This window comes from Salinimicrobium sp. CAU 1759, assembly GCF_054482715.1.
Genome location: NZ_JBTLRK010000001.1, coordinates 1,570,179 through 1,590,123, shown reverse-complemented (window position 1 = coordinate 1,590,123; position 19,945 = coordinate 1,570,179). Strand labels below are relative to the sequence as shown.

Sequence of the window (19,945 nt, the reverse complement as noted above, 5' to 3'; positions counted from 1 at the left end):
CCCCACCGGAAATACTTCCTAAAAATGTCATTTTTGAAAGGTATTATTCTACTCACTTAGTTTTATTTGAAACAGAATCAGACTTTAAACTTTTCCCAAACCTGCCGGCCAACTCTCGGGCTTTTGATATTTTTGAGAGAACCTCATAGATTTTAAACATGAAACTTTCCATTTCTTCTGAATTTCGCAAAGTAGCATTGGTGAATTACGTAGTCCCTCCCGAAGTTGTTGAGAAGTACCTGCCAAAACATACAAAAATAGACTTCTACAACGGGGAATGCATGGTGAGCCTGGTGGGGTTCCAGGTGCAAAAACTAAAGGTCGCCGGCGTAAAGGTTCCTCTGCTGAAGGATTTTGAAGAGATCGATCTGCAGGTCTATGTAAAAAGATTCGATGGGGCCAAATGGCGAAAAGGAGCAGTCGTAATAAATCGCATTTTTGATCAACCGGCTGCTACAGATCTTGCTAATACTGTCTTTAAAGCGAATTACAGCTCAATGCCTGTGTCGGGAAAAGTAGAGGAAACAGAAGAATATTTAAAAGTAAAATATTCATGGCAGTACAGGGAGATACAGCAGAATTTTTGGGTGAAGAGCAATCGGCTTGCAGCACCTTACGATAAGGATTCCGCCGCCGCATTCATCCTCGACCGACCTTATGGCTACCTCAAATATGAAGATCAAACCTATGAGTATAAATTTAACCATGTCAACTGGCACCTCTACACTGTCGATGAATATTCTATAGATGTGGATTTTTCAAAACAATTCGATGCGGTATTCAATATTCTAAATAGACAAACTCCACAATCTGTCCTGCTGACAGAAGGTTCCACAGTGGAAATTGGCGAAAACCAGCTCGTTCAATCATGATTCCAGAACTGTTAATTGTTACCTGCTAATTGATCATTGTTCATTGAGCCGCTTCTCCATAGAGCGTGAGCACCAGCTTTCTGCTACCGCCGTGATCCCTATGTTCGCATAGATAAATTCCCTGCCAGGTTCCAAGATTGAGTTGGCCGTTGGTGATCGGGATCTGAAGAGAAAAGCCGAGAAGTGCAGCCTTTATATGCGCAGGCATATCGTCACTCCCCTCCAAGGTGTGCTTGTAATATGGTTGATCCTCGGGCACCATTTTGTTGAAATGACTCTCAAAGTCTTCCCGCACAGTGGGATCGGCATTTTCGTTAATCGTCAATCCGGCTGAAGTATGTTTGATGAAGATCTGAAGAAAACCCACCGAAACTTTCTTTAGCTCCGGAATTTGCTGAAGTACTTCTTCCGTGACCAGGTGAAAGCCTCTTGGCTTAGCTGCAAGTTTAATTTCCCTCTGAAAAATGTAGTTCAAGTTTCCCATTTTTGACACCTATAGTTACGTCAGCTTTAAGTTATAAAATTCGGCAGCATTCCTCCCAAAGATCCTTTCCTTTTCTGCCTGAGTATAGTCTTTGAAAAACTCTTCCACTATTCCCACCACCTCAGCGTAACTCCCTGCGGAAAGGCAAACCGGCCAATCTGATCCGAACATTGTTCTATCTACCCCAAAAACCGAAACCACCACCTCCAAAAAGGGGAAAAAGTCGGTGCGTTTCCAGTTGAAGTTTTCCGTTTCTGTCAGCATTCCTGAAATCTTGCACCAAACATTATCGCACTTTCCCAACTCCCTCATATTTGCAACCCTTCCTGCTTCAGGATTGCCTGATATCTTCGGTTTTCCCATATGATCCAGCACAAACTTTTGCTCCGGAAATGTTTTCACTAGTTCGACTGCCGCTCCGAGTTGATAATTAAAAGCAAGAATATCATAAGTAAGATTAAAATGACCAAGTGCTTTTATCCCACGCTGAAAATCGGGAGCAGTCATGAATTCTCCTTTTTCATCCCAAACCGTGTGGCGCACCCCTTTCAAAAATGGGTTTTTTGAGAAGTGTTTCAGGCGGCTTTCCACATCTGCTGCCGAGAGGTCCACCCAACCTACCACTCCTTTGATGAAGTCAAATTTCTCAGCTTGCTGCAAAAGCATTTCAGTTTCGGCTTCAGATTGATCTGCCTGCACAGCAACACAGCCCGAAAAGCCATGTGCACTAAGCAACGGCTGAAGATCTTGTGGAGTAAAGTCTTTCCTGATCTTTGACATTTCATCCGGGATCCAGGAGTAGGTTTCGGGATCGTATTTCCAGAAGTGCTGGTGGGAATCGATTCTCATAGATTTTAGATTTGAGACATGAGACTTGAGATAATAGGAATGGGAGAGACGGACTGAAGTCCGTCTTTACTGTTTGGGAGTCTCTATAAACCCGTATGGCTGTGCTGTCTATGTTTTCTGTTTTTGCTTTTTAGCAGCAGGGAAAAGTACGTTATTCAGGATGAGGCGATAGCCGGGTGAAGTGGGATGCAGCTCCAGTTCGGTTTTTGGATCTCCAACCATATGCTGATAATCCTCGGGGTCGTGACCTCCGTAAAAGGTGAAGAATCCGTTGCCTTTTATTCCGTGGATATAGCGGGCTTCGCCGTTGATCTTACTCTGCCCCATTACAAGGACGGTAGGTTTAATAGTGGCGGGATCATAGGCGGTGGTTTGTCCCATAAAACCCTTGACCAGCATTGTATGATTTTGTGTGAGCATAGTGGGAATGGGATCCCATTTAGCCGAATATTCCATGAGCGTAAAGTAGTCCACGTCCATTGGCACCTGCCGCTTGTTTGTCATATCTATAGACGAGAATTCGTATACCATAGGATTTCGCTCAAGGATAAAATTCTCAAAAGCGAAGCTCTTCTCGAAATTCAGTTGTTTTTGATAATCCGGGTCACTGGGATCCCCATCGAACATAGGTTCGGCAATGTCGACTCCTTCGGCAGCGAGGGCAATATCAAAGCTGTCGGTCGCACTGCACATGGCGAACATAAAACCTCCCTTCACAACATAATCCCTAATCTTTAATGCCACGGCCAGTTTTTCTTCTGAAACCTTATCATAACCCAGTCTTCCCGCCAAGGCTTCAGCTTGTTTCTTATCTTCTATATACCACGGGGTCGTGCGATAAGTGCGGTAGAATTTTCCATACTGCCCGGTAAAATCTTCGTGGTGCAGATGCAGCCAATCGAACAGCAGTAGTGCATCATTCAGCACCTCTTCATCGTAAATGGTCTCATAAGGAATCTCGGCATAAGTAAGCACCATGGTCACCGCATCATCCCATGGCTTGTTGTCCTGGGGAGAATAAACGGCTATTTTTGGCGCCTTCTCCAAAAGAACAGCTTCCATATTTTTCGACGGACTTGAGATCTCCTCCAAAATGCTCTCAGTCTTCTGATCACTGATCACTTCAAAAGACACTCCGCGGATCTGGCATTCCCGGCGCAATTCTTCTGAATCGGGCAGCAGAAAAGAGCCGCCGCGGTAATTGAGCAGCCACTGCACCTTCACGTTTTTGTCGAGCATCCAATAAGTGATCCCATAAGCTTTAAGGTGATTCCGCTGAGTTTCAGCATCCATTGGGATCAGGATCTGCGAAGCAAAAGCTGAAGTAGAGAACATGAACAGAAAAAAGAGCACAAAAAAGCCGGAAAAGAAATAATTCTTTCCGGCTTTTGAAATTTTGTATTCAGTAATAACTTTTCCGAAGTGATCCGGAAGTTGAGAATCTAATTTTTTAAAAAGGAACGTCGCTATCGTCATCATTTAAACCATCATTCATTGAGCTACCAAAAGCCTCATCGGCACTGGGGAAATGGCCAGTATTGAAGCCAAAATCTCCCGAATCGTCGTCATTCATCTTAGAATGGAACTCAGACGGGGAATCAAAGTCATCTAAGTTATCGAATTTACCTAAATGTCCAAGGAATTTCAACCTAATATTCTCCAAACCACCATTTCTGTGCTTGGCGACAATAAATTCGGCCTGTCCATCTGTTGGAGAGCGTTCCTCATCATCCCACTCCTCGATCTTGTAGTATTCGGGGCGATAAATGAAGGATACAATATCGGCATCCTGCTCGATCGCACCAGATTCCCTAAGGTCACTCAAAAGTGGCCTTTTTGAGCCCCCTCGTGTTTCCACCGCACGGGACAACTGCGAAAGTGCAATTACCGGAACATTCAATTCTTTAGCAAGCGCTTTTAAGTTTCGCGAAATTGTCGAGATCTCCTGCTCACGGTTACCGCCTTTCTGGCTTCCACCGGCAGTCATCAACTGCAGGTAATCGATAACGATAAGTTTAATACCGTGTTGGGAAGCGAGTCTTCTAGCTTTTGCCCTAAGATCAAATATGGAAAGAGAAGGAGTATCGTCAATGAACAAAGGTGCTTTTTCAAGACCTTTTACCTTTACGTTAAGCTGCTCCCACTCGTGTTTTTCAAGGTTTCCGGTACGTAATTTTTCTGAAGAAAGCCCGGTTTCAGAAGAGATCAAACGGGTGATCAACTGTACTGAGGACATCTCCAAAGAGAAAAAAGCAACCGGGATATTCTGGCCTACAGAAATATTCCTGGCCATAGATAAGGTCAAAGCTGTTTTACCCATACCCGGACGTGCCGCAACAATGATCAAGTCACTTGGCTGCCATCCCGAGGTAAGCTTATCCAGCTTCTCAAAGCCTGAAGGAATTCCCGAAAGTCCCGATTTATTGGAGATCTCCTGGATCTTCTTCTTTGCCTGCATCACAAGATCCTGTGCAGTCTCGGAAGATCTCTTGATGTTCCCCTGGGTAACTTCGTAAAGCTTGGATTCTGCAGTGTCTAAAAGGTCAAAAACATCTGTGGTTTCATCGTAGGATTCCTCGATGATCTCGTTGGAGATCTTAATAAGGCTACGCTGAATGTACTTTTGAAGAATGATCCTTGCATGGAATTCAATATGCGCCGAAGAAGATACTTTTTGGGTGAGCTGTACCAGGTAAAAATCGCCACCCACCTGCTCCAGCTTCTGATCTTTCCTCAATTGGTTAGAAACCGTTAATAAGTCAACGGGTTCAGAACTCTCAAAAAGCTTAAAAATGGCTTCAAAAATATATTGATGTGCACTTTTGTAGAATACCTCGGGGTGAAGAATATCGATAATTTCATCTACCCCACGTTTGTCGATCATCATCGCGCCAAGCACAACTTCTTCTAAATCAACAGCTTGAGGCGGAACTTTTCCTTTTTCGAGATTAATTACATTGCCGGGAGCGTAATTATAATTTTGGGGGGCTTTGGCTTTTTCCATATTACGAAAGTAGAAAAATAGAGTTTAGAAGGTCGCCGCGAAGCGTTCGACTTAGTTCACAGTTTATGAACATTTTAACTGTTGAAAACTTTAATTATTTGTTGATAAGGCCAAAAAAATCCGAAGAGAAACCCTTCGGATTTTTTGCTTTGCTATATAGTAAGAGGTTATCCTTTAAAGACACCCATGTCGGAATATTTATTCATCCTCTTTTTCACCAGTTCTTCTGGTGATAAGTTTTTAAATTCCCCATAAGCTTCAGAAATGGCATTCTTTACAATATCAAACGTCATTTCCCTGTTGCTGTGAGCTCCGCCCAATGGTTCTTTTACAATCTCATCAATAAGCTTCTGCTTTTTCATATCCTTCGCAGTAAGCTTCAATGCATCGGCTGCTCTTTCCTTGTACTCCCAGCTTCTCCAAAGAATAGAGGAACAGGATTCGGGTGAGATTACAGAATACCAGGTATTTTCCAGCATAAGTACCTTATCACCTACTCCAATCCCTAAGGCTCCACCACTGGCTCCTTCCCCAATAATCACCACAATAATCGGCACTTTTAGGCGGGTCATTTCCAGGATGTTTCGGGCAATAGCCTCACCCTGTCCACGTTCTTCGGCTTCCAGTCCGGGATAAGCTCCGGGAGTGTCTACAAAAGTAACTACAGGAATCCCAAATTTTTCCGCAGATTTCATCAGGCGTAATGCCTTGCGATAACCTTCAGGATTTGCCATCCCGAAGTTGCGGTACTGTCGGGTTTTGGTATTATAACCTTTTTGCTGCCCCACGAACATATAGCTCTGGTCCCCAATCTTTCCAAGGCCACCTATCATCGCCTTGTCATCTTTTACATTTCGGTCCCCGTGTAATTCCAGGAAAGTATCTCCACATATTGCGTTGATATAATCGAGCGTATATGGCCGGTTAGGGTGCCGGGAAAGCTGAACCCTTTGCCATGCAGTAAGGTTCTTGTAGATTTCTTTTTTAGTCTCGTTAAGTCTTTTTTCAATTTGACGGCAAGTGGCCGTAACATCAACATCACTTTCCTGACCTATGGCACAGGCTTTTTGATATTGCTCTTCCAACTCTTTTATAGGTAATTCAAAGTCTAAATATTCCATAATGAGTTATGGGTTGTTTAAAATTAGCTTACAAATATAAGAAACTTAAGAGGTAGCTTTCGGCTGTTTTTTAAATTTTCTCCTTGTCTTGAGAAAGCCATTCATAATTACCGTTGTAAGAATAATAGCTGCCCCGTAATAAAAGCCGGGAGCCATGGCCTCCTCACTTCCAAAAACCCAGAAAGCGAGAAGTATCCCATAGACAGGTTCCATGTTTATGGTAAGCATGATGGTATAGGGACTTAGATGCCGCATCACTGCTACGGAAGCTATAAATGCATAAGCGGTACAAACAGAAGCAAGAATTAACAGCCACATCCAGTCTTCCGCCGAAATATTAAAGAATTGAGCATTAAAGCCTCCATCTCCCAAAAAGGAAAGGACCAGCAGGTAAAGACTAATGGCAGCGGCCCCGGTTAATAATTCGTAAAATGAGATGACAGAAGCATCTTCTTTTCTGGCTAATTTCCCATTGATCAACGAAAAAACTGCTGAAAGAAATGCAGACACTAAGGCCAGCAGGATCCCGAGAACATATTCGGTTTCTACCTTAAAAATAATGTACAGACCAAGGATCACAATTATTCCGAACAGGATCTCATACCAGATCACCTTGCGTTTGTAGAAGATGGGCTCAAGTATAGAGGTGAAGAAAGCTCCTGTTGAAAGTAGCGCCAGAGTTATAGAAACATTTGAGACTTTTATGGCCCCAAAGAAGGTGAGCCAGTGCAGCGCGATCACCACTCCCGCAATGATCATTACCAACACGCGCTTTGGTGCCAGCCGCAGTTTCTTCTTTTTCCACTTTATCCAAAGTAAAATGAAAACGCTGGCAAGTAACATTCTATACCATACCAGCGGCACAGCATCCAGGGTGATCAAAGCACCCAGCACTGCCGTAAATCCCCAAATAAACACGATCAAGTGAAAATGGAGATAGGACTTTACTTTATCGCTTAGCATTCCAGAGCAAATAAATCGCTAAAATTCCGAAGAAGATATTGGGAAACCAGACCGCAATGAGCGGAGAAAAAGTGCTTTGTTCAGCAATAGTTCCAAACACTTTGTCCATAAATATAAAGACAAAAGCAAGAGTAATTCCCAGGGCTAGATTAACTCCCATTCCGCCGCGGCGTTTCATGGAAGAAACAGCAACAGCAATAATGGTGAGAATATAAGCCGAGACAGGAAGACTCCAGCGTTTATAAGCCACAACCTTATAGCGGTTAATATTACCCGAACCGCGACGCTTCTCCTGTTCAATAAAGGCTTCGAGCTCATCATAGTTCAGAGTTTCGGCCATATAGGAAACCGGCGTAAGGTCGTTGAATTCAAAAGGAAGAATGGTGTCTTTACTAATTTGAGATATTACCTCATCTCCCTCCTCCCCAATGATCCTTTTATTATAGTTTGTAAGCGTATAAGTTGAGTCCTCCTCATTGAACTTAAGCCTGGAGGCACTTATTTTAAACTGCATTTTATTACCCTCAAAATGTTCAAGAGTGAAATTTTGAGCCGAATTGATCCTGGGCTGAAAGTGAGAAGCATAGATAAATTCATTCTCATTGATCTGCCTGTAAACATCACTGGTTTCCTGAACCTCACTACCTCTTTTTAGGTAAGTATATTTAAATTCATTAAAGCCCTTACTGGCGCTGGGAGCAAGATACATCCCCAGGATCAATGCCGCAGCACAAACTATTGTTGAGCCTATAATATAAGGACGCAGGAATCTCCAAAAGGAAACCCCACTACTCAAAAAAGCAATAATTTCGGTGTTCTGTGCCAGCTTTGAAGTAAACCAGATCACAGAGAGGAAAAGAAAAAGCGGAAAAAGCAGATTGGCGAAGTACACTGTAAAATCAATATAATAATTGACTACCTCCCAAAAAGGTACTTCATTCTCCAGGATCTTGTCGATCTTTTCGGCAAGGTTAACTGTAATACCAATAGGTATGAACAGGAGCAGCATTAAAATAAATGTGCCCAGGTATCGCTTTAATATGTACCAGTCAAGGATCTTCAACTTACAGACGTTTGTTCATTTGCTGTACCATCATATTTTTCCAGGAGGCAAAATCCCCGGCTAAGATATGTTTTCTGGCCTCACGAACCAACCAGAGGTAGAAGCCAAGGTTGTGCATGGTTGCAATTTGCTTACCAAGCATTTCATTGACCGTAAAGAGGTGTCTTAGATAAGCCTTACTGTAAAATGTATCCACATAAGTAGCTCCCGATTCATCTATAGGTGAGAAATCATCTTCCCACTTTTTGTTTTTTATGTTGATAGTTCCATGTGCCGTGAAAAGCATTCCGTTACGGGCATTCCTGGTTGGCATTACACAATCAAACATGTCAACTCCCAGCGCAATATTTTCCAAAATATTAATAGGTGTACCTACGCCCATCAAGTAGCGCGGCTTCTCCTTCGGAAGTATGTTTGTCACCACTTCGGTCATTGCGTACATTTCTTCTGCAGGCTCCCCAACTGAAAGTCCGCCGATGGCATTTCCTTCTGCCCCTGCATTTGCGATATACTCTGCCGACTGTTCTCTTAGATCCTTATAAGTACTTCCCTGAACAATTGGAAATAAAGTTTGGGAATAGCCGTATTCCGGAGGGGTTTTATCCAAATGGGTAATACAGCGGTCGAGCCAGCGGTGGGTTCGGTGCATTGAATTTTTAGCATACTCGTAGTCGCATGGATAAGGTGTACACTCATCAAAAGCCATAATAATATCTGCCCCAATAAGACGCTGTATCTCCATCACATTTTCAGGAGTGAAATTGTGGTAAGAACCATCAATATGAGATTTGAACCGTACGCCTTCTTCCTTGATCTTCCTTCTCTCAGAAAGGGAATATACTTGATAGCCTCCACTATCGGTAAGAATATTCCTGTCCCAGTTCATGAATTTATGGAGGCCGCCGGCCTTTTTTAGGATCTCTGTTTGTGGTCTTAAATAAAGATGATAGGTGTTCCCTAAGATGATATCCGGATTCACCTGTTCCTTAAGATCTTTCTGACTTATACCTTTTACAGAAGCGACCGTCCCCACCGGCATAAAGATGGGAGTTTCAATTGTTCCGTGGTCTGTAGTTATGATTCCCGCCCTGGCACTGCTACCGGGATCGTTCACTGCTAATTCAAATTTCATAGGAGATTTTAATGGGCGCAAAGATAGGTATTTTTAGTGGGCAGAGGTCAGTAGACAGTGGGTAGAAAAAATTTACAGGCTTCCCAACTTTCCGATTAACTAATCACATTTTAACTAATCAACCAGCTGTTGACAGCTTTTGAAAAGAATTGAGGCAGGTTGATTTCCAAAGCATTGATAAAATAGTATTTTTGCATCACATTTAATAAAAACCAGATGCCAAACACACAACAACTAGAAGATTTTGTCACCCAGGTGAGAAGAGACATTTTGAGGCAGGTTCACAAGGTAAATTCGGGTCACCCCGGAGGATCATTGGGCTGCGCCGAATTTTTCACCGTCCTTTACCAGGAAGTGATGCAAAGAAAAGAAGGCTTTGACATGGATGGAATTGGCGAAGATCTTTTCTTCCTTTCCAACGGTCATATCTCTCCTGTTTTTTACAGCGTTCTTGCCCGCAGCGGATATTTCCCGGTAGAGGAGCTAAATACTTTTCGACTAATTGATTCCCGCCTGCAAGGCCACCCAACTACTCACGAAGGTTTACCCGGAGTAAGAGTTGCTTCTGGTTCTTTGGGACAGGGTCTTTCTGTAGCCATTGGTGCTGCAAATACTAAAAAACTTAATGGAGATGACCATCTGGTTTACTCGCTTCACGGGGATGGAGAACTTCAGGAAGGACAAAACTGGGAAGCCATAATGTATGCGGCTGCCAAGAAAGTTGACAACCTTATCGCCACTGTAGATAGGAACCATCAGCAAATAGATGGATGTACAGATGATGTACTACCAATGGGCGACCTTACTGCAAAATTTGAAGCTTTTGGCTGGGATGTGCTGGAGATCGAAAATGGAAATAGTTTAACTGAAGTCCTTGAAGGTTTGAAAGAAGCCAAAAGCCGCACCGGAAAAGGGAAGCCTGTAGCTATTTTAATGACCACAGTAATGGGCCACGGTGTAGATTTCATGATGCACACTCATAAGTGGCATGGCGTAGCTCCAAATGATGAGCAGCTGGAAAAAGCACTATCACAGAATCCTGAAACTTTAGGAGACTATTAGCCCCACCCTGCCTCCCCAAAGGGGAGGAATTGATTCGAAAAAATGAAAATTAATTATTAATTAAAAACATACCCTGACTCCTCTCCTTTGGAGGGGACGGGGGAGGCTTATGAAAAAATATACCAATACAGGAAGTAAAGATACCCGCTCGGGATTTGGCGACGGGCTTACCGAACTTGGAAAAACAAATCCTAATGTAGTTGCGCTTTGTGCCGACCTTACCGGATCCTTAAAAATGGGCGATTTTGAGAAAAATCATCCCGAAAGATTTTTCCAGGTGGGGATCGCTGAAGCCAACATGATGGGAATCGCAGCAGGAATGACCATTGGCGGAAAGATCCCTTTTACCGGAACTTTCGCCAACTTCTCTACCGGAAGGGTCTATGACCAGATTAGACAATCCATTGCATATTCAGACAAGAATGTGAAGATCTGTGCATCTCACGCAGGGCTTACCCTGGGAGAAGACGGTGCAACTCACCAGATCCTTGAAGATATAGGTTTGATGAAAATGTTGCCCGGTATGACTGTGATCAATACCTGTGACTACAATCAGACAAAAGCGGCCACTATCGCGATAGCAGAACACCATGGACCGGTCTATCTTCGCTTCGGAAGGCCAAAAGTTGCAAACTTCACTCCTGAAGATCAGAAGTTCGAAATAGGAAAAGCTGTTCTACTGAATGAAGGAAAGGATGTGACCATTATCGCAACCGGACATTTAGTTTGGGAAGCTTTACAGGCTGCAGAGGAACTTGAAGAGAAAGGAATTTCAGCTGAAGTGATCAACATCCATACCATCAAACCTCTTGACGAAGCCGCTATTTTGGCTTCAGTTGGAAAGACAGGTTGCGTGGTTACGGCCGAAGAACACAACTTCCTTGGAGGACTCGGAGAAAGCGTTTCTCGCACTCTCGCACAAAACCATCCTGCACCACAGGAATTTGTTGCAACTATGGACACTTTTGGAGAAAGTGGAACTCCAGAGCAACTTATGGAAAAGTACGGCTTGAATGCTGCTGCGATCACCAAGGCTGCAGAAAAGGTGATCAAAAGAAAATAAGTACTGGAAAGCATGATCATATAAGGCCTCTCAAAAATGCCATTTTTGAGAGGCTTTCTTTTTCAGCAAATAATTCAGCACTCTAAGCGTTTAATTTATGAACCAAAACAAATCTTTTATGAAAAAGTACCTACTGATCTTTTTGTTGACAGCAACATCAACAGCAATGGCCCAAAGCGGCTTTGGCCTCAAAGGAGGATTAAATTACGCCGATAACGGAGAAATGACCTATACCGATTTCACGGGTGCCGGTCAAGATGTCCTGGAAGGTGGAGAAAGAAAAATGGGCTATCACTTTGGATTATTTTACGAAGCAAGTATTCTTGGCTTCTTCTTAAGACCAGAGCTCGTTTATACCACTACCAAAAGCACCTATCAATTCAATCAACAGGAATCTGATTACAATTTATCAAAAATTGATCTCCCAATCCTGGTGGGCACAAGGGTTTTTGGACCTGTAAGGTTGTTTGCGGGACCAAGTCTCCAATATATGATGGACAACGATTTTGAAGGTTTTGAACTGGGAGATGTTCAAGATGAATTCACTATTGGTGCACAACTGGGCGCAGGAATCCAGTTAGGGAAACTGGGGCTTGATGTGAGATACGAACGCGCTCTTAAAGAAAATGAAGCGAAGTTTATAAGTATGGATGGCGGGCAAGGTCCTGAAAGGGTTGATACCCGCCCCAGCCAGATCATCTTTGGACTTTCCCTAAGTCTTTAATATGAATTTTATATGAGCATCAAAAAAGCCCCTATTCGGGGCTTTTTCTTTTTAATTATTTATATCCAGATAATCCGGAGTGCCGTCCTTGTCGGCATCGGGATAAGGAAAAATTATATTTCCGTCTTCATCTGAAATTTCCTCACGGGTGGGAATGAAATCTCCATCATCATCCCTGTCTAAGTAATTAGGAGCATTGTCACCATCTATATTATCGTCGAGCAGTCTCTGGTTTCCATTTAGATCTTCTCTCCATGATGGCACCCCATCCTGGTCATGATCGGCTTCATTCACAGCATAGAGGTGAAATGTAAACACTAGAGGACTATAAGTGGGAATCCCTTCCTGGAAGGAACTGAAATATCCCAGACCCGACGGCAGAAAAATTGCTCCAACTCCATAATCATCGTTCCATTGGATTGTATTGTCTGGTAAAACCTCAAATCCCGATGCACCCCTAAATTCAGTTAAGCCTTGTCCAAAACCTGCTATTGTCCGTGTAAGATCGAACCATACAGGATTCTCAGAAGAATCAAAGGTGGTTCTGTTGAGCAGCTCCCCTTCATAAGCAACATAGGTAGAGTCACTAAATTTTGGCTGAGGCTGTTCTGCTGCACCCTCTCTTACCTTTAGAACATAAAGAGTGTATTCCACATCTTCGTAAGTAAATGTCTTTGGCATTAACAGCGGTGAGGCACTAAGAGGAATCTTATCTGCATTTGCCTCATTAATCGTGTCGATCTGTATCCTGTAATCAAAATCTGCAGGAGGATTTTCAAACTCTTCGTAATTGTAAAAATGCGTATCAAGATATTCCTGTAGTGCTGCCTGATCGGCTATCTCCTGCTCACCACGGTCTCTTGGAGGGACAACTTCGGGATCATCATCATCTTTATCACACGAAATGGCAAAAGCAGCTAAAAATAAATATAATAACAAGAACTTGTTCAGTTTCATCAATAGGTAATTTAGGGCCGCAAGATACAATATTCTTGTATTTTTGCTGAAGAACGACAGATTTTTACTGTACAAATATGAGAGTAGATAAGTTTTTATGGTGCGTGAGATATTACAAGACCCGAAGCATTGCTACAGAAGCATGTAAACAGGGTAAAGTAAGAGTGAATGACGCACTTGTAAAACCTTCACGGGAAGTCTATGCAGCAGATAAACTGACTGTAAGAAAGAACCAGATCAATTATGAGCTGGAAGTTCTGGATCTTCCAAAAAGCAGAGTAGGTGCCAAACTTGTAAACCTCTATGTGAATGATATTACCCCTAAGGAAGAACTGGAAAAAAGAGAACTGCTCAGATATTCTCAGGATTACTACCGCAAAAAAGGAACGGGCAGGCCGACGAAAAAGGATCGTCGGGAACTGGACGATTGGTTCGATGTTGAAGAGGACGAGGACTAATTAAATTACAAGACCAAATACTTATCTTTGAAAAAACATTACCCATGGAGAAAAACTCTGTCATTATCCTCGACAAGGACCAGATCAACCACAAGATCAAAAGAATTGCTTACCAGATCTATGAGAGTAATGTAGAAGAGGATGAAATTATCCTGGCAGGAATTGCCCACAGCGGCTTTGAATTAGCCAAAAGACTTCAGGTCGAGCTCCAAAACATTTCGAACCTCAAAGTTCTCCTTTGTGAAGTGAAAATAAATAAGAAGAACCCGTTGAATCCTATCACTACGAGTTTAGCAGCTCAAGATTACCGCGACAAGGCCCTGGTTCTTATTGACGACGTATTGAATTCGGGCACCACATTGATATACGGAGTGAGACACTTTCTTGAAGTGCCCTTAAAAAGGTTTAAAACAGCTGTCTTAGTTGATCGCAGCCATAAAAAATATCCCGTAAAAGCAGATTTTAAAGGGATCTCCCTTTCCACCTCTATTCATGAAACGGTGAAGGTCTCCTTTTCTAAAGGAGATGATCTAGTGGAGTTAGTTTAATTCTTTCAGGATATCATCAACAATTTCCTCAACTGTTCTTGCATCTGTAGAAATGATGAGATCACTTTGATTATAATAGAACGTACGCTCGAATAAATGTTTCCGGATAAAATCTTCCAGAACTTCAGGAGAGTCCAGTTCTTTTATAAGAGGTCTGCTGTCTTTTTCATTGATCAACCTCTTCTTTAACTCATCAATACCGGTTTTGAGATAGACTGACGTAGTTTCGGGATTATCTATTATCAACTGAAGGTTCTTACCGTAGCATGGTGTACCTCCTCCCAGTGAAAGAATGAAGTCCCCCTCCTGCTCCAGAAGCCTTTGAAGTACCTCTGCCTCTTTTCTCCGGAAATATATTTCGCCTGATGCCGAAAAAATTTCTGGAATACTTCGACTTTCAAGCCTACTAATTTCATTATCCAGGTCGAGAAACTTCAGGTCCAATTTGGTGGCAAGGGCTGTTCCCACAGCCGTTTTTCCTGATCCCATGTATCCTGTAATAATTAATTTCATAACTTAAAATGATGATTTCTAAGGGGTTTTACCCCCTGTTTAAAATGAAGAGCAAATTTATGTCAATTTGTTCTTGAAAAATAAATTAATGTGGGTATATTTGCACCCGCATTAGCAAAAATGCAACAAGTTAGATCTGGTAGCTCAGTTGGTAGAGCATCTCCCTTTTAAGGAGAGGGTCCTGGGTTCGAGCCCCAGCCAGATCACAAATTGAAGTTCTGATCTTTCTGGGGTTCCAACCGAAGCTAAAAAGCGAAGACAAGGAAATCCCGGCGATCAAAATTTCGAGTTCTTTAAATATCGACCTGGTAGCTCAGTTGGTAGAGCATCTCCCTTTTAAGGAGAGGGTCCTGGGTTCGAGTCCCAGCCAGGTCACTTTAACCTGAACACGGCGACAATATCTTGTCTCATAGTTCATTAAGTTCAAGATCCGGAAGGGTCATTTTTTCTTAGTCCGGAACTTCTTAACTGGTTTAATTCTACCTTAAGAAAATCATAATTAATTGCCCAGGTGCTGGAACTGGTAGACAGGCATGGTTGAGGGCCATGTGTCCATTAGGGCGTGCGGGTTCGAGTCCCGCTCTGGGCACACTTTTTCTTTTCACCTTTCCTTTTTGAACGAAATTTCCTTCTACTGTTAAGGATTTTCACCTTTCTGACTTTACTTCTTACACAAAAGCTAAATTTCTGTTAATCATAATTTTAGCATCTTCATCAGAAAAAATAAAGAGTATTTTTATCAAAGATAATTCACTTTTAGACAGGAAGAAGATGCAGTTCCAACTATACTCTCAGCTACTTAAATTAGATCTCTCCAATGATGATCTGCTCCAAATGTATTATGTCCTTTATTACGATCTAAGGCAGGAGGAGAAAGAGATGGCCGAAAATATAGCTAAACTTATAGAGATAAGAGAGAAAGCGAAACTGGAGTTGAGAAGGTTACTTTTCAACATAAAGAATTCAATTCAAACCTCCAAAGTTGGCAGTGCGATCTTAAATTTTTTACCGGTTTTTCTTAAGCTGGATTATCTGGCCCGTAACACCTTCAACAATTTAAACATGAAGGCATGTTATGAAAAAGAGAAAAAAAATATTAAATTATATTACGAAACTCTTTATAATCAGGATATTCCTACGTCAACTCTGGAGGTTTTGTTAAAACACAAGAGAAAACTGGAATCCCTACCTTAATAAATAGATGAGAAAACAGTAATTTTTACTGGGGGGCAAAAATTACTTGATAGAATACTCCGGAAATAAAACTTCGGAGTTTCTCATCTACTTTTTAGAAAAGCAATCCTTTTGGGTTGCTTTTTTATTTTCGCCAAAAAAAAACTCCCGCCAACCGGCGGGAGCTTTTTTAATTAGCTGAAACATATATTTTATGCTGCGTTCTGCTTTTTGATAAGATTAAGAGCAGAACCTTCCTTATACCACTCGATTTGAGGCTGGTTATAAGTATGATTTGCCTTTATAGTATCTTTAGAACCATCAGCATGCACTACTTCAATAGTAAGCTGCTTATCTGGTGCAAAATCTTCAAGATCTACAAAGTTGAAAGTATCATCTTCCTGAATAAGATCATAATCGCTCTCATTCGCAAAAGTCAATCCAAGCATTCCCTGTTTTTTCAGGTTGGTCTCATGTATTCTTGCAAAAGATTTTACAAGAACTACCTTCACCCCTAGATGCCTTGGCTCCATGGCCGCATGCTCCCTTGAGGAACCTTCTCCATAGTTATGATCCCCCACAACTACAGTTGGGATTCCGGCAGCTTTATACTTACGCTGAGTTGCAGGAACACCATCATACTCGCCTGTGATCTGGTTCTTTACAAAATTGGTCTTCATGTTGAATGCATTTACAGCACCAATAAGACAGTTATTTGAAATATTATCGAGATGACCTCTAAATCTCAACCACGGCCCGGCCATAGAAATATGGTCTGTAGTACATTTTCCGTGAGCTTTAATAAGTAATTTGGCACCCATTAGGTTCTTACCGTCCCAAGGTTCAAAAGGCTCGAGTAATTGTAGCCTTTCAGATTGCGGATTCACTTTTACCTCAACACTAGAACCATCTTCGGTTGGCGCGAGATAACCAGGATCTTCAACATCAAAACCTTTTGGAGGCAACTCCAATCCGGTTGGTTCATCCAGTTTTACCTGCTCCCCATCTTCGTTCAACAGTGTATCTGTAGTTGGATCGAAATCAAGTCTTCCTGCAATGGCAATTGCAGCCACCATCTCAGGTGATCCTACAAAGGCGTGGGTATTTGGGTTCCCATCTGCCCTTTTTGAGAAGTTACGGTTGAAGGAATGTACAATGGTATTTTTCTCTTCACCTTTACGGTCGCTTCGATCCCACTGACCTATACATGGTCCACAGGCATTGGTGAAGATGGTTGCATCAAGATCTTCAAATATTTGAAGAAGACCATCTCTTTCTGCAGTATAGCGTATTTGTTCAGATCCCGGATTGATTCCAAAATCAGATTTTGCTTTAACTTTCTTATCCACTGCCTGCTTGGCAATAGAAGCGGCACGGGTAAGATCTTCATAAGAAGAGTTGGTACAGGAACCAATTAATCCCCAATCCACATTAATAGGCCAATCATTCTTTTTAGCCTTCTCTCCCATTTCTGAAATTGGAGTAGCAAGGTCTGGTGTAAAAGGACCATTTAGGTGTGGCTTCAATTCAGAAAGGTCAATTTCGATAACCTCATCGAAATACTGCTCTGGATTTGCGTACACCTCGGCATCACCGGTTAGGTGCTCTTTAACTGCATTGGCAGCATCTGCAACATCTGCACGATTGGTAGCTCGAAGATATCTGGCCATAGACTCGTCATAACCAAATGTAGAAGTGGTTGCCCCTACTTCTGCACCCATGTTACAAATAGTTCCTTTACCGGTAGCCGACATTGACTCGGCTCCTTCACCAAAGTATTCTATAATTGCTCCAGTTCCTCCTTTAACAGTAAGGATCCCTGCAACTTTTAATATCACATCTTTTGGAGCAGTCCATCCAGAAAGTTTTCCGGTTAATTTCACTCCTATAAGCTTGGGAAATTTAAGCTCCCATGCCATTCCTGCCATAACATCAACAGCATCTGCACCACCTACTCCAATAGCTACCATTCCAAGACCACCGGCATTAACCGTGTGAGAATCGGTACCAATCATCATTCCTCCGGGAAAAGCATAGTTTTCCAGTACTACCTGGTGAATAATTCCTGCTCCCGGTTTCCAGAATCCAATTCCATACTTATTGGAGACAGACTCCAAAAAGTCGAACACCTCATCACTGGATTTCTTTGCACTTGGCAGGTCGAATTGAGCTCCCAGTTTTGCCTGGATAAGGTGATCACAATGTACAGTAGTAGGAACTGCAACATTCTTCTTCCCAGCCTGCATGAACTGTAAAAGGGCCATTTGTGCAGTAGCATCCTGGCAGGCTATCCTGTCCGGTGCAAATTCCACGTAATCTTTACCGCGGTTAAATTTCTTGGTAGGTGTTCCATCCCAAAGGTGGGAATAAAGAATTTTCTCTGAAAGAGTCAAAGGTTTCCCAACGATTTCGCGTGCAGCATTTACCCGCTCGCCCATCTGGCTGTAAACCTTCTTGATCATATCAATATCGTAAGCCATATCTTGAATTTGTTTTATTCTGAAGTGTTGCAAAATTACAAATTCCAACCCGATTTAAAAAATCACAACCAAAGTTGAGTATTACCTGAAGAAAGTTTAATGATTCCTGAAATTCGGACGAGTAAAAATAGCTAATTGATATAAAATGTAGCCTAAAATAAGAATTTGATAAAACTGAAGCGGAATCTAGTCTCTGTTTATCACAGATGTTGTCAAAGGCTTTAGCTTTTTCAGCTGAAAGAGATAAACCACCGGCGCAAGATTGGGTAATATAAGCATAGACATTAGCCAGAAGGTCTTATTGAAGATCTTGGAATTGATCATATCAAACAAAATAAGGAGCCAGAATCCGGTGAGAAAAGCAAAACACATAACAGCGGGGAATGAAAGGCTGCTCAAGTCCATAAGATTTGCACCCAATCTAAACCAGAGAAATTGGCAACCAAAGAAAATCAAAGTTACCGGAAACCTAAGCTTCACTAGAAGATCAATCATGATCAAAATATAGTAAAAGATCTTAAAATAAGCTCTTTATGATCTCTTCTTCAGAAATTCCTTCGGCTTCGGCTTTATAGTTCTTGATAACCCTATGCCTAAGAATACCGTAGGCTACAGCCTGTACATCCTCTATATCGGGTGAAAATTTCCCGTGAACGGCTGCATTTGCTTTAGCCCCTAAAATGAGGTTTTGAGAGGCTCTTGGTCCCGCACCCCAATCCACATATTCTTTTACTAAAGCCGTAGACCGTTCTCCCGCAGGACGCGTCTTACCTACAAGGTTAACTGCATATTCCACCACATTATCAGCCACAGGAATCCTTCTTATCAAATGTTGAAAGTCAACGATCTCACGGGCAGAAAAAAGCGGGTTGATCTCTGTAACCACATCAGATGTTGTGCTTTTTACCACTTCGATCTCCTCTTCAAAAGAAGGATATTCAAGTTTGATCGCAAACATGAACCGGTCGAGCTGAGCCTCGGGTAAGGGATAAGTCCCTTCCTGTTCAATAGGGTTCTGCGTGGCCAAAACAAAATATGGAAGATCCAATTTATAGTGTTGACCTGCCACAGTCACCGCTCTTTCCTGCATGGCCTCCAGTAGAGCAGCCTGCGTCTTTGGTGGAGTCCTGTTGATCTCATCGGCCAGGATAATATTTCCGAAAACGGGGCCTTTAATAAATTTAAAATGGCGGTTCTCGTCCAGGATCTCAGAGCCAAGGATATCACTTGGCATAAGATCGGGGGTGAATTGTATCCTTTTGAAGTTAAGTCCCAGGGCTTGAGCAATGGTATTCACCATTAAGGTCTTTGCCAATCCGGGAACACCAATAAGCAGGGAATGACCACCTGAAAAAACGGATAAAAGGATCTGATCTACGACTTCCTGCTGCCCAACAATCCTTTTGGCTATTTCCTGCCTCAATTGCTGATGCCTGTTGACCAGATTTTTTACCGCCTCTACGTCTGTCATACTCCCAA

20 protein-coding genes and 3 tRNA genes are annotated in these 19,945 nt (G+C 42.4%); 10 read left to right on the top strand and 13 right to left on the bottom strand.

Translation table 11 applies throughout. The annotated features are described in order from the left end of the window. The first annotated feature begins 158 nt into the window (after positions 1–158). The gene (locus tag ACXYMT_RS07100) at positions 159–872 is read left to right on the top strand and encodes a DUF2071 domain-containing protein (RefSeq protein ID WP_459058385.1); all 714 of its coding nucleotides are present in this window, start codon (positions 159–161) and stop codon (positions 870–872) included. 40 nt (positions 873–912) lie between these two features. Here ACXYMT_RS07100 and ACXYMT_RS07095 read toward each other — a convergent pair whose 3' ends face one another. The 8 genes from ACXYMT_RS07095 to tgt all read right to left on the bottom strand — a co-directional run bounded on the left by ACXYMT_RS07095 (position 913) and on the right by tgt (position 9,488). Beyond that, positions 913–1,356, bottom strand: a complete 444-nt coding sequence (locus ACXYMT_RS07095; RefSeq protein WP_459058384.1) for a secondary thiamine-phosphate synthase enzyme YjbQ — start codon at positions 1,354–1,356, stop codon at positions 913–915. A 15-nt stretch (positions 1,357–1,371) separates the two neighbouring features. After that, complete coding sequence (locus ACXYMT_RS07090) at positions 1,372–2,205, bottom strand: amidohydrolase family protein (protein WP_459058383.1); 834 nt, start codon at positions 2,203–2,205, stop codon at positions 1,372–1,374. Between the two features lie 108 nt (positions 2,206–2,313). After that, on the bottom strand, positions 2,314–3,540 hold the full coding sequence (locus ACXYMT_RS07085) for an asparagine synthetase B (protein WP_459059156.1): 1,227 nt from the start codon (positions 3,538–3,540) through the stop codon (positions 2,314–2,316). Between the two features lie 115 nt (positions 3,541–3,655). Further along, the gene (dnaB, locus tag ACXYMT_RS07080; RefSeq protein ID WP_324721352.1) at positions 3,656–5,209 is read right to left on the bottom strand and encodes a replicative DNA helicase; all 1,554 of its coding nucleotides are present in this window, start codon (positions 5,207–5,209) and stop codon (positions 3,656–3,658) included. A gap of 167 nt (positions 5,210–5,376) precedes the next feature. After that, a complete protein-coding gene (locus ACXYMT_RS07075; RefSeq protein WP_324721351.1) occupies positions 5,377–6,330 on the bottom strand; it encodes an acetyl-CoA carboxylase carboxyltransferase subunit alpha in 954 nt (317 codons plus the stop codon). Between the two features lie 45 nt (positions 6,331–6,375). Beyond that, on the bottom strand, positions 6,376–7,293 hold the full coding sequence (locus ACXYMT_RS07070) for a DMT family transporter (RefSeq protein ID WP_459058382.1): 918 nt from the start codon (positions 7,291–7,293) through the stop codon (positions 6,376–6,378). Next, the gene (locus tag ACXYMT_RS07065; RefSeq protein WP_459058381.1) at positions 7,280–8,356 is read right to left on the bottom strand and encodes an LptF/LptG family permease; all 1,077 of its coding nucleotides are present in this window, start codon (positions 8,354–8,356) and stop codon (positions 7,280–7,282) included. Before ACXYMT_RS07065 ends, ACXYMT_RS07070 begins: the two co-directional genes overlap by 14 nt. Before the next feature lies 1 nt (position 8,357). Continuing rightward, positions 8,358–9,488 carry a tRNA guanosine(34) transglycosylase Tgt gene (gene tgt / locus ACXYMT_RS07060; RefSeq protein ID WP_459058380.1) on the bottom strand — a complete coding sequence of 377 codons (1,131 nt, stop codon included), beginning with the start codon at positions 9,486–9,488 and terminating at the stop codon, positions 8,358–8,360. 216 nt (positions 9,489–9,704) lie between these two features. Here tgt and ACXYMT_RS07055 point away from each other — a divergent pair, with 216 nt between their 5' ends. The 3 genes from ACXYMT_RS07055 (at position 9,705) to ACXYMT_RS07045 (ending at position 12,337) form a co-directional block, all read left to right on the top strand. Further along, positions 9,705–10,550, top strand: coding sequence for a transketolase (locus ACXYMT_RS07055; RefSeq protein WP_459058379.1), 846 nt, complete (start codon positions 9,705–9,707; stop codon positions 10,548–10,550). A 109-nt stretch (positions 10,551–10,659) separates the two neighbouring features. Further along, the gene (locus tag ACXYMT_RS07050) at positions 10,660–11,613 is read left to right on the top strand and encodes a transketolase family protein (RefSeq protein ID WP_459058378.1); all 954 of its coding nucleotides are present in this window, start codon (positions 10,660–10,662) and stop codon (positions 11,611–11,613) included. Positions 11,614–11,731: 118 nt separating this feature from the next. Then, the gene (locus ACXYMT_RS07045; RefSeq protein WP_459058377.1) at positions 11,732–12,337 is read left to right on the top strand and encodes an outer membrane beta-barrel protein; all 606 of its coding nucleotides are present in this window, start codon (positions 11,732–11,734) and stop codon (positions 12,335–12,337) included. Between the two features lie 51 nt (positions 12,338–12,388). Here ACXYMT_RS07045 and ACXYMT_RS07040 read toward each other — a convergent pair whose 3' ends face one another. Further along, positions 12,389–13,294 (bottom strand): FKBP-type peptidyl-prolyl cis-trans isomerase, encoded by a 906-nt coding sequence (locus ACXYMT_RS07040; RefSeq protein ID WP_459058375.1) that lies wholly within the window; start codon positions 13,292–13,294, stop codon positions 12,389–12,391. A gap of 77 nt (positions 13,295–13,371) precedes the next feature. Between ACXYMT_RS07040 and ACXYMT_RS07035 the strand changes: the two genes are divergently transcribed. Together ACXYMT_RS07035 and ACXYMT_RS07030 are read left to right on the top strand one after the other, a co-directional pair. Then, a complete protein-coding gene (locus ACXYMT_RS07035) occupies positions 13,372–13,752 on the top strand; it encodes an RNA-binding S4 domain-containing protein (RefSeq protein WP_459058374.1) in 381 nt (126 codons plus the stop codon). Between the two features lie 44 nt (positions 13,753–13,796). Continuing rightward, entirely contained in the window at positions 13,797–14,300 is a 504-nt protein-coding gene (locus tag ACXYMT_RS07030; RefSeq protein ID WP_459058373.1) for a phosphoribosyltransferase family protein, read from the top strand. Here ACXYMT_RS07030 and ACXYMT_RS07025 read toward each other — a convergent pair. After that, positions 14,292–14,813, bottom strand: coding sequence for a shikimate kinase (locus ACXYMT_RS07025; RefSeq protein WP_459058372.1), 522 nt, complete (start codon positions 14,811–14,813; stop codon positions 14,292–14,294). The genes ACXYMT_RS07030 and ACXYMT_RS07025 overlap by 9 nt on opposite strands. A 133-nt stretch (positions 14,814–14,946) precedes the next feature. Here ACXYMT_RS07025 and ACXYMT_RS07020 point away from each other — a divergent pair. The 4 genes from ACXYMT_RS07020 (at position 14,947) to ACXYMT_RS07005 (ending at position 16,007) form a co-directional block, all read left to right on the top strand. After that, positions 14,947–15,019, top strand: a tRNA-Lys gene (locus tag ACXYMT_RS07020). Positions 15,020–15,115: 96 nt separating this feature from the next. Beyond that, positions 15,116–15,188, top strand: a tRNA-Lys gene (locus ACXYMT_RS07015). Positions 15,189–15,318: 130 nt separating this feature from the next. Continuing rightward, positions 15,319–15,402: transfer RNA gene (locus ACXYMT_RS07010), tRNA-Leu, on the top strand. 182 nt (positions 15,403–15,584) lie between these two features. Next, positions 15,585–16,007, top strand: coding sequence for a hypothetical protein (locus ACXYMT_RS07005; RefSeq protein WP_459058371.1), 423 nt, complete (start codon positions 15,585–15,587; stop codon positions 16,005–16,007). Positions 16,008–16,198: 191 nt separating this feature from the next. On the opposite strand, the gene ACXYMT_RS07000 is transcribed toward ACXYMT_RS07005, so the two are convergent. The 3 genes from ACXYMT_RS07000 to ACXYMT_RS06990 all read right to left on the bottom strand — a co-directional run bounded on the left by ACXYMT_RS07000 (position 16,199) and on the right by ACXYMT_RS06990 (position 19,937). Continuing rightward, the gene (locus ACXYMT_RS07000) at positions 16,199–18,466 is read right to left on the bottom strand and encodes an aconitate hydratase (protein WP_459058370.1); all 2,268 of its coding nucleotides are present in this window, start codon (positions 18,464–18,466) and stop codon (positions 16,199–16,201) included. A 186-nt stretch (positions 18,467–18,652) separates the two neighbouring features. Beyond that, entirely contained in the window at positions 18,653–18,961 is a 309-nt protein-coding gene (locus ACXYMT_RS06995; RefSeq protein WP_459058369.1) for a hypothetical protein, read from the bottom strand. 22 nt (positions 18,962–18,983) lie between these two features. Beyond that, entirely contained in the window at positions 18,984–19,937 is a 954-nt protein-coding gene (locus tag ACXYMT_RS06990) for an AAA family ATPase (RefSeq protein WP_459058368.1), read from the bottom strand. Positions 19,938–19,945: the final 8 nt, after the last annotated feature.

Bases quoted from the DNA above. Each gene is read 5' to 3' on its own strand.
- ACXYMT_RS07085 (WP_459059156.1), bottom strand. From the start codon at position 3,540: ATGTTCTCTACTTCAGCTTTTGCTTCGCAGATCCTGATCCCAATGGAT.
- ACXYMT_RS07035 (WP_459058374.1), top strand. From the start codon at position 13,372: ATGAGAGTAGATAAGTTTTTATGGTGCGTGAGATATTACAAGACCCGA.
- ACXYMT_RS06995 (WP_459058369.1), bottom strand. From the start codon at position 18,961: ATGATTGATCTTCTAGTGAAGCTTAGGTTTCCGGTAACTTTGATTTTC.
- ACXYMT_RS07055 (WP_459058379.1), top strand. From the start codon at position 9,705: ATGCCAAACACACAACAACTAGAAGATTTTGTCACCCAGGTGAGAAGA.
- ACXYMT_RS07045 (WP_459058377.1), top strand. From the start codon at position 11,732: ATGAAAAAGTACCTACTGATCTTTTTGTTGACAGCAACATCAACAGCA.
- ACXYMT_RS07040 (WP_459058375.1), bottom strand. From the start codon at position 13,294: ATGAAACTGAACAAGTTCTTGTTATTATATTTATTTTTAGCTGCTTTT.
- dnaB (WP_324721352.1), bottom strand. From the start codon at position 5,209: ATGGAAAAAGCCAAAGCCCCCCAAAATTATAATTACGCTCCCGGCAAT.
- ACXYMT_RS07025 (WP_459058372.1), bottom strand. From the start codon at position 14,813: ATGAAATTAATTATTACAGGATACATGGGATCAGGAAAAACGGCTGTG.
- ACXYMT_RS07070 (WP_459058382.1), bottom strand. From the start codon at position 7,293: ATGCTAAGCGATAAAGTAAAGTCCTATCTCCATTTTCACTTGATCGTG.
- ACXYMT_RS07005 (WP_459058371.1), top strand. From the start codon at position 15,585: ATGCAGTTCCAACTATACTCTCAGCTACTTAAATTAGATCTCTCCAAT.
- tgt (WP_459058380.1), bottom strand. From the start codon at position 9,488: ATGAAATTTGAATTAGCAGTGAACGATCCCGGTAGCAGTGCCAGGGCG.
- ACXYMT_RS07090 (WP_459058383.1), bottom strand. From the start codon at position 2,205: ATGAGAATCGATTCCCACCAGCACTTCTGGAAATACGATCCCGAAACC.
- ACXYMT_RS07100 (WP_459058385.1), top strand. From the start codon at position 159: ATGAAACTTTCCATTTCTTCTGAATTTCGCAAAGTAGCATTGGTGAAT.
- ACXYMT_RS07000 (WP_459058370.1), bottom strand. From the start codon at position 18,466: ATGGCTTACGATATTGATATGATCAAGAAGGTTTACAGCCAGATGGGC.
- ACXYMT_RS07050 (WP_459058378.1), top strand. From the start codon at position 10,660: ATGAAAAAATATACCAATACAGGAAGTAAAGATACCCGCTCGGGATTT.
- ACXYMT_RS07030 (WP_459058373.1), top strand. From the start codon at position 13,797: ATGGAGAAAAACTCTGTCATTATCCTCGACAAGGACCAGATCAACCAC.
- ACXYMT_RS06990 (WP_459058368.1), bottom strand. From the start codon at position 19,937: ATGACAGACGTAGAGGCGGTAAAAAATCTGGTCAACAGGCATCAGCAA.
- ACXYMT_RS07075 (WP_324721351.1), bottom strand. From the start codon at position 6,330: ATGGAATATTTAGACTTTGAATTACCTATAAAAGAGTTGGAAGAGCAA.
- ACXYMT_RS07095 (WP_459058384.1), bottom strand. From the start codon at position 1,356: ATGGGAAACTTGAACTACATTTTTCAGAGGGAAATTAAACTTGCAGCT.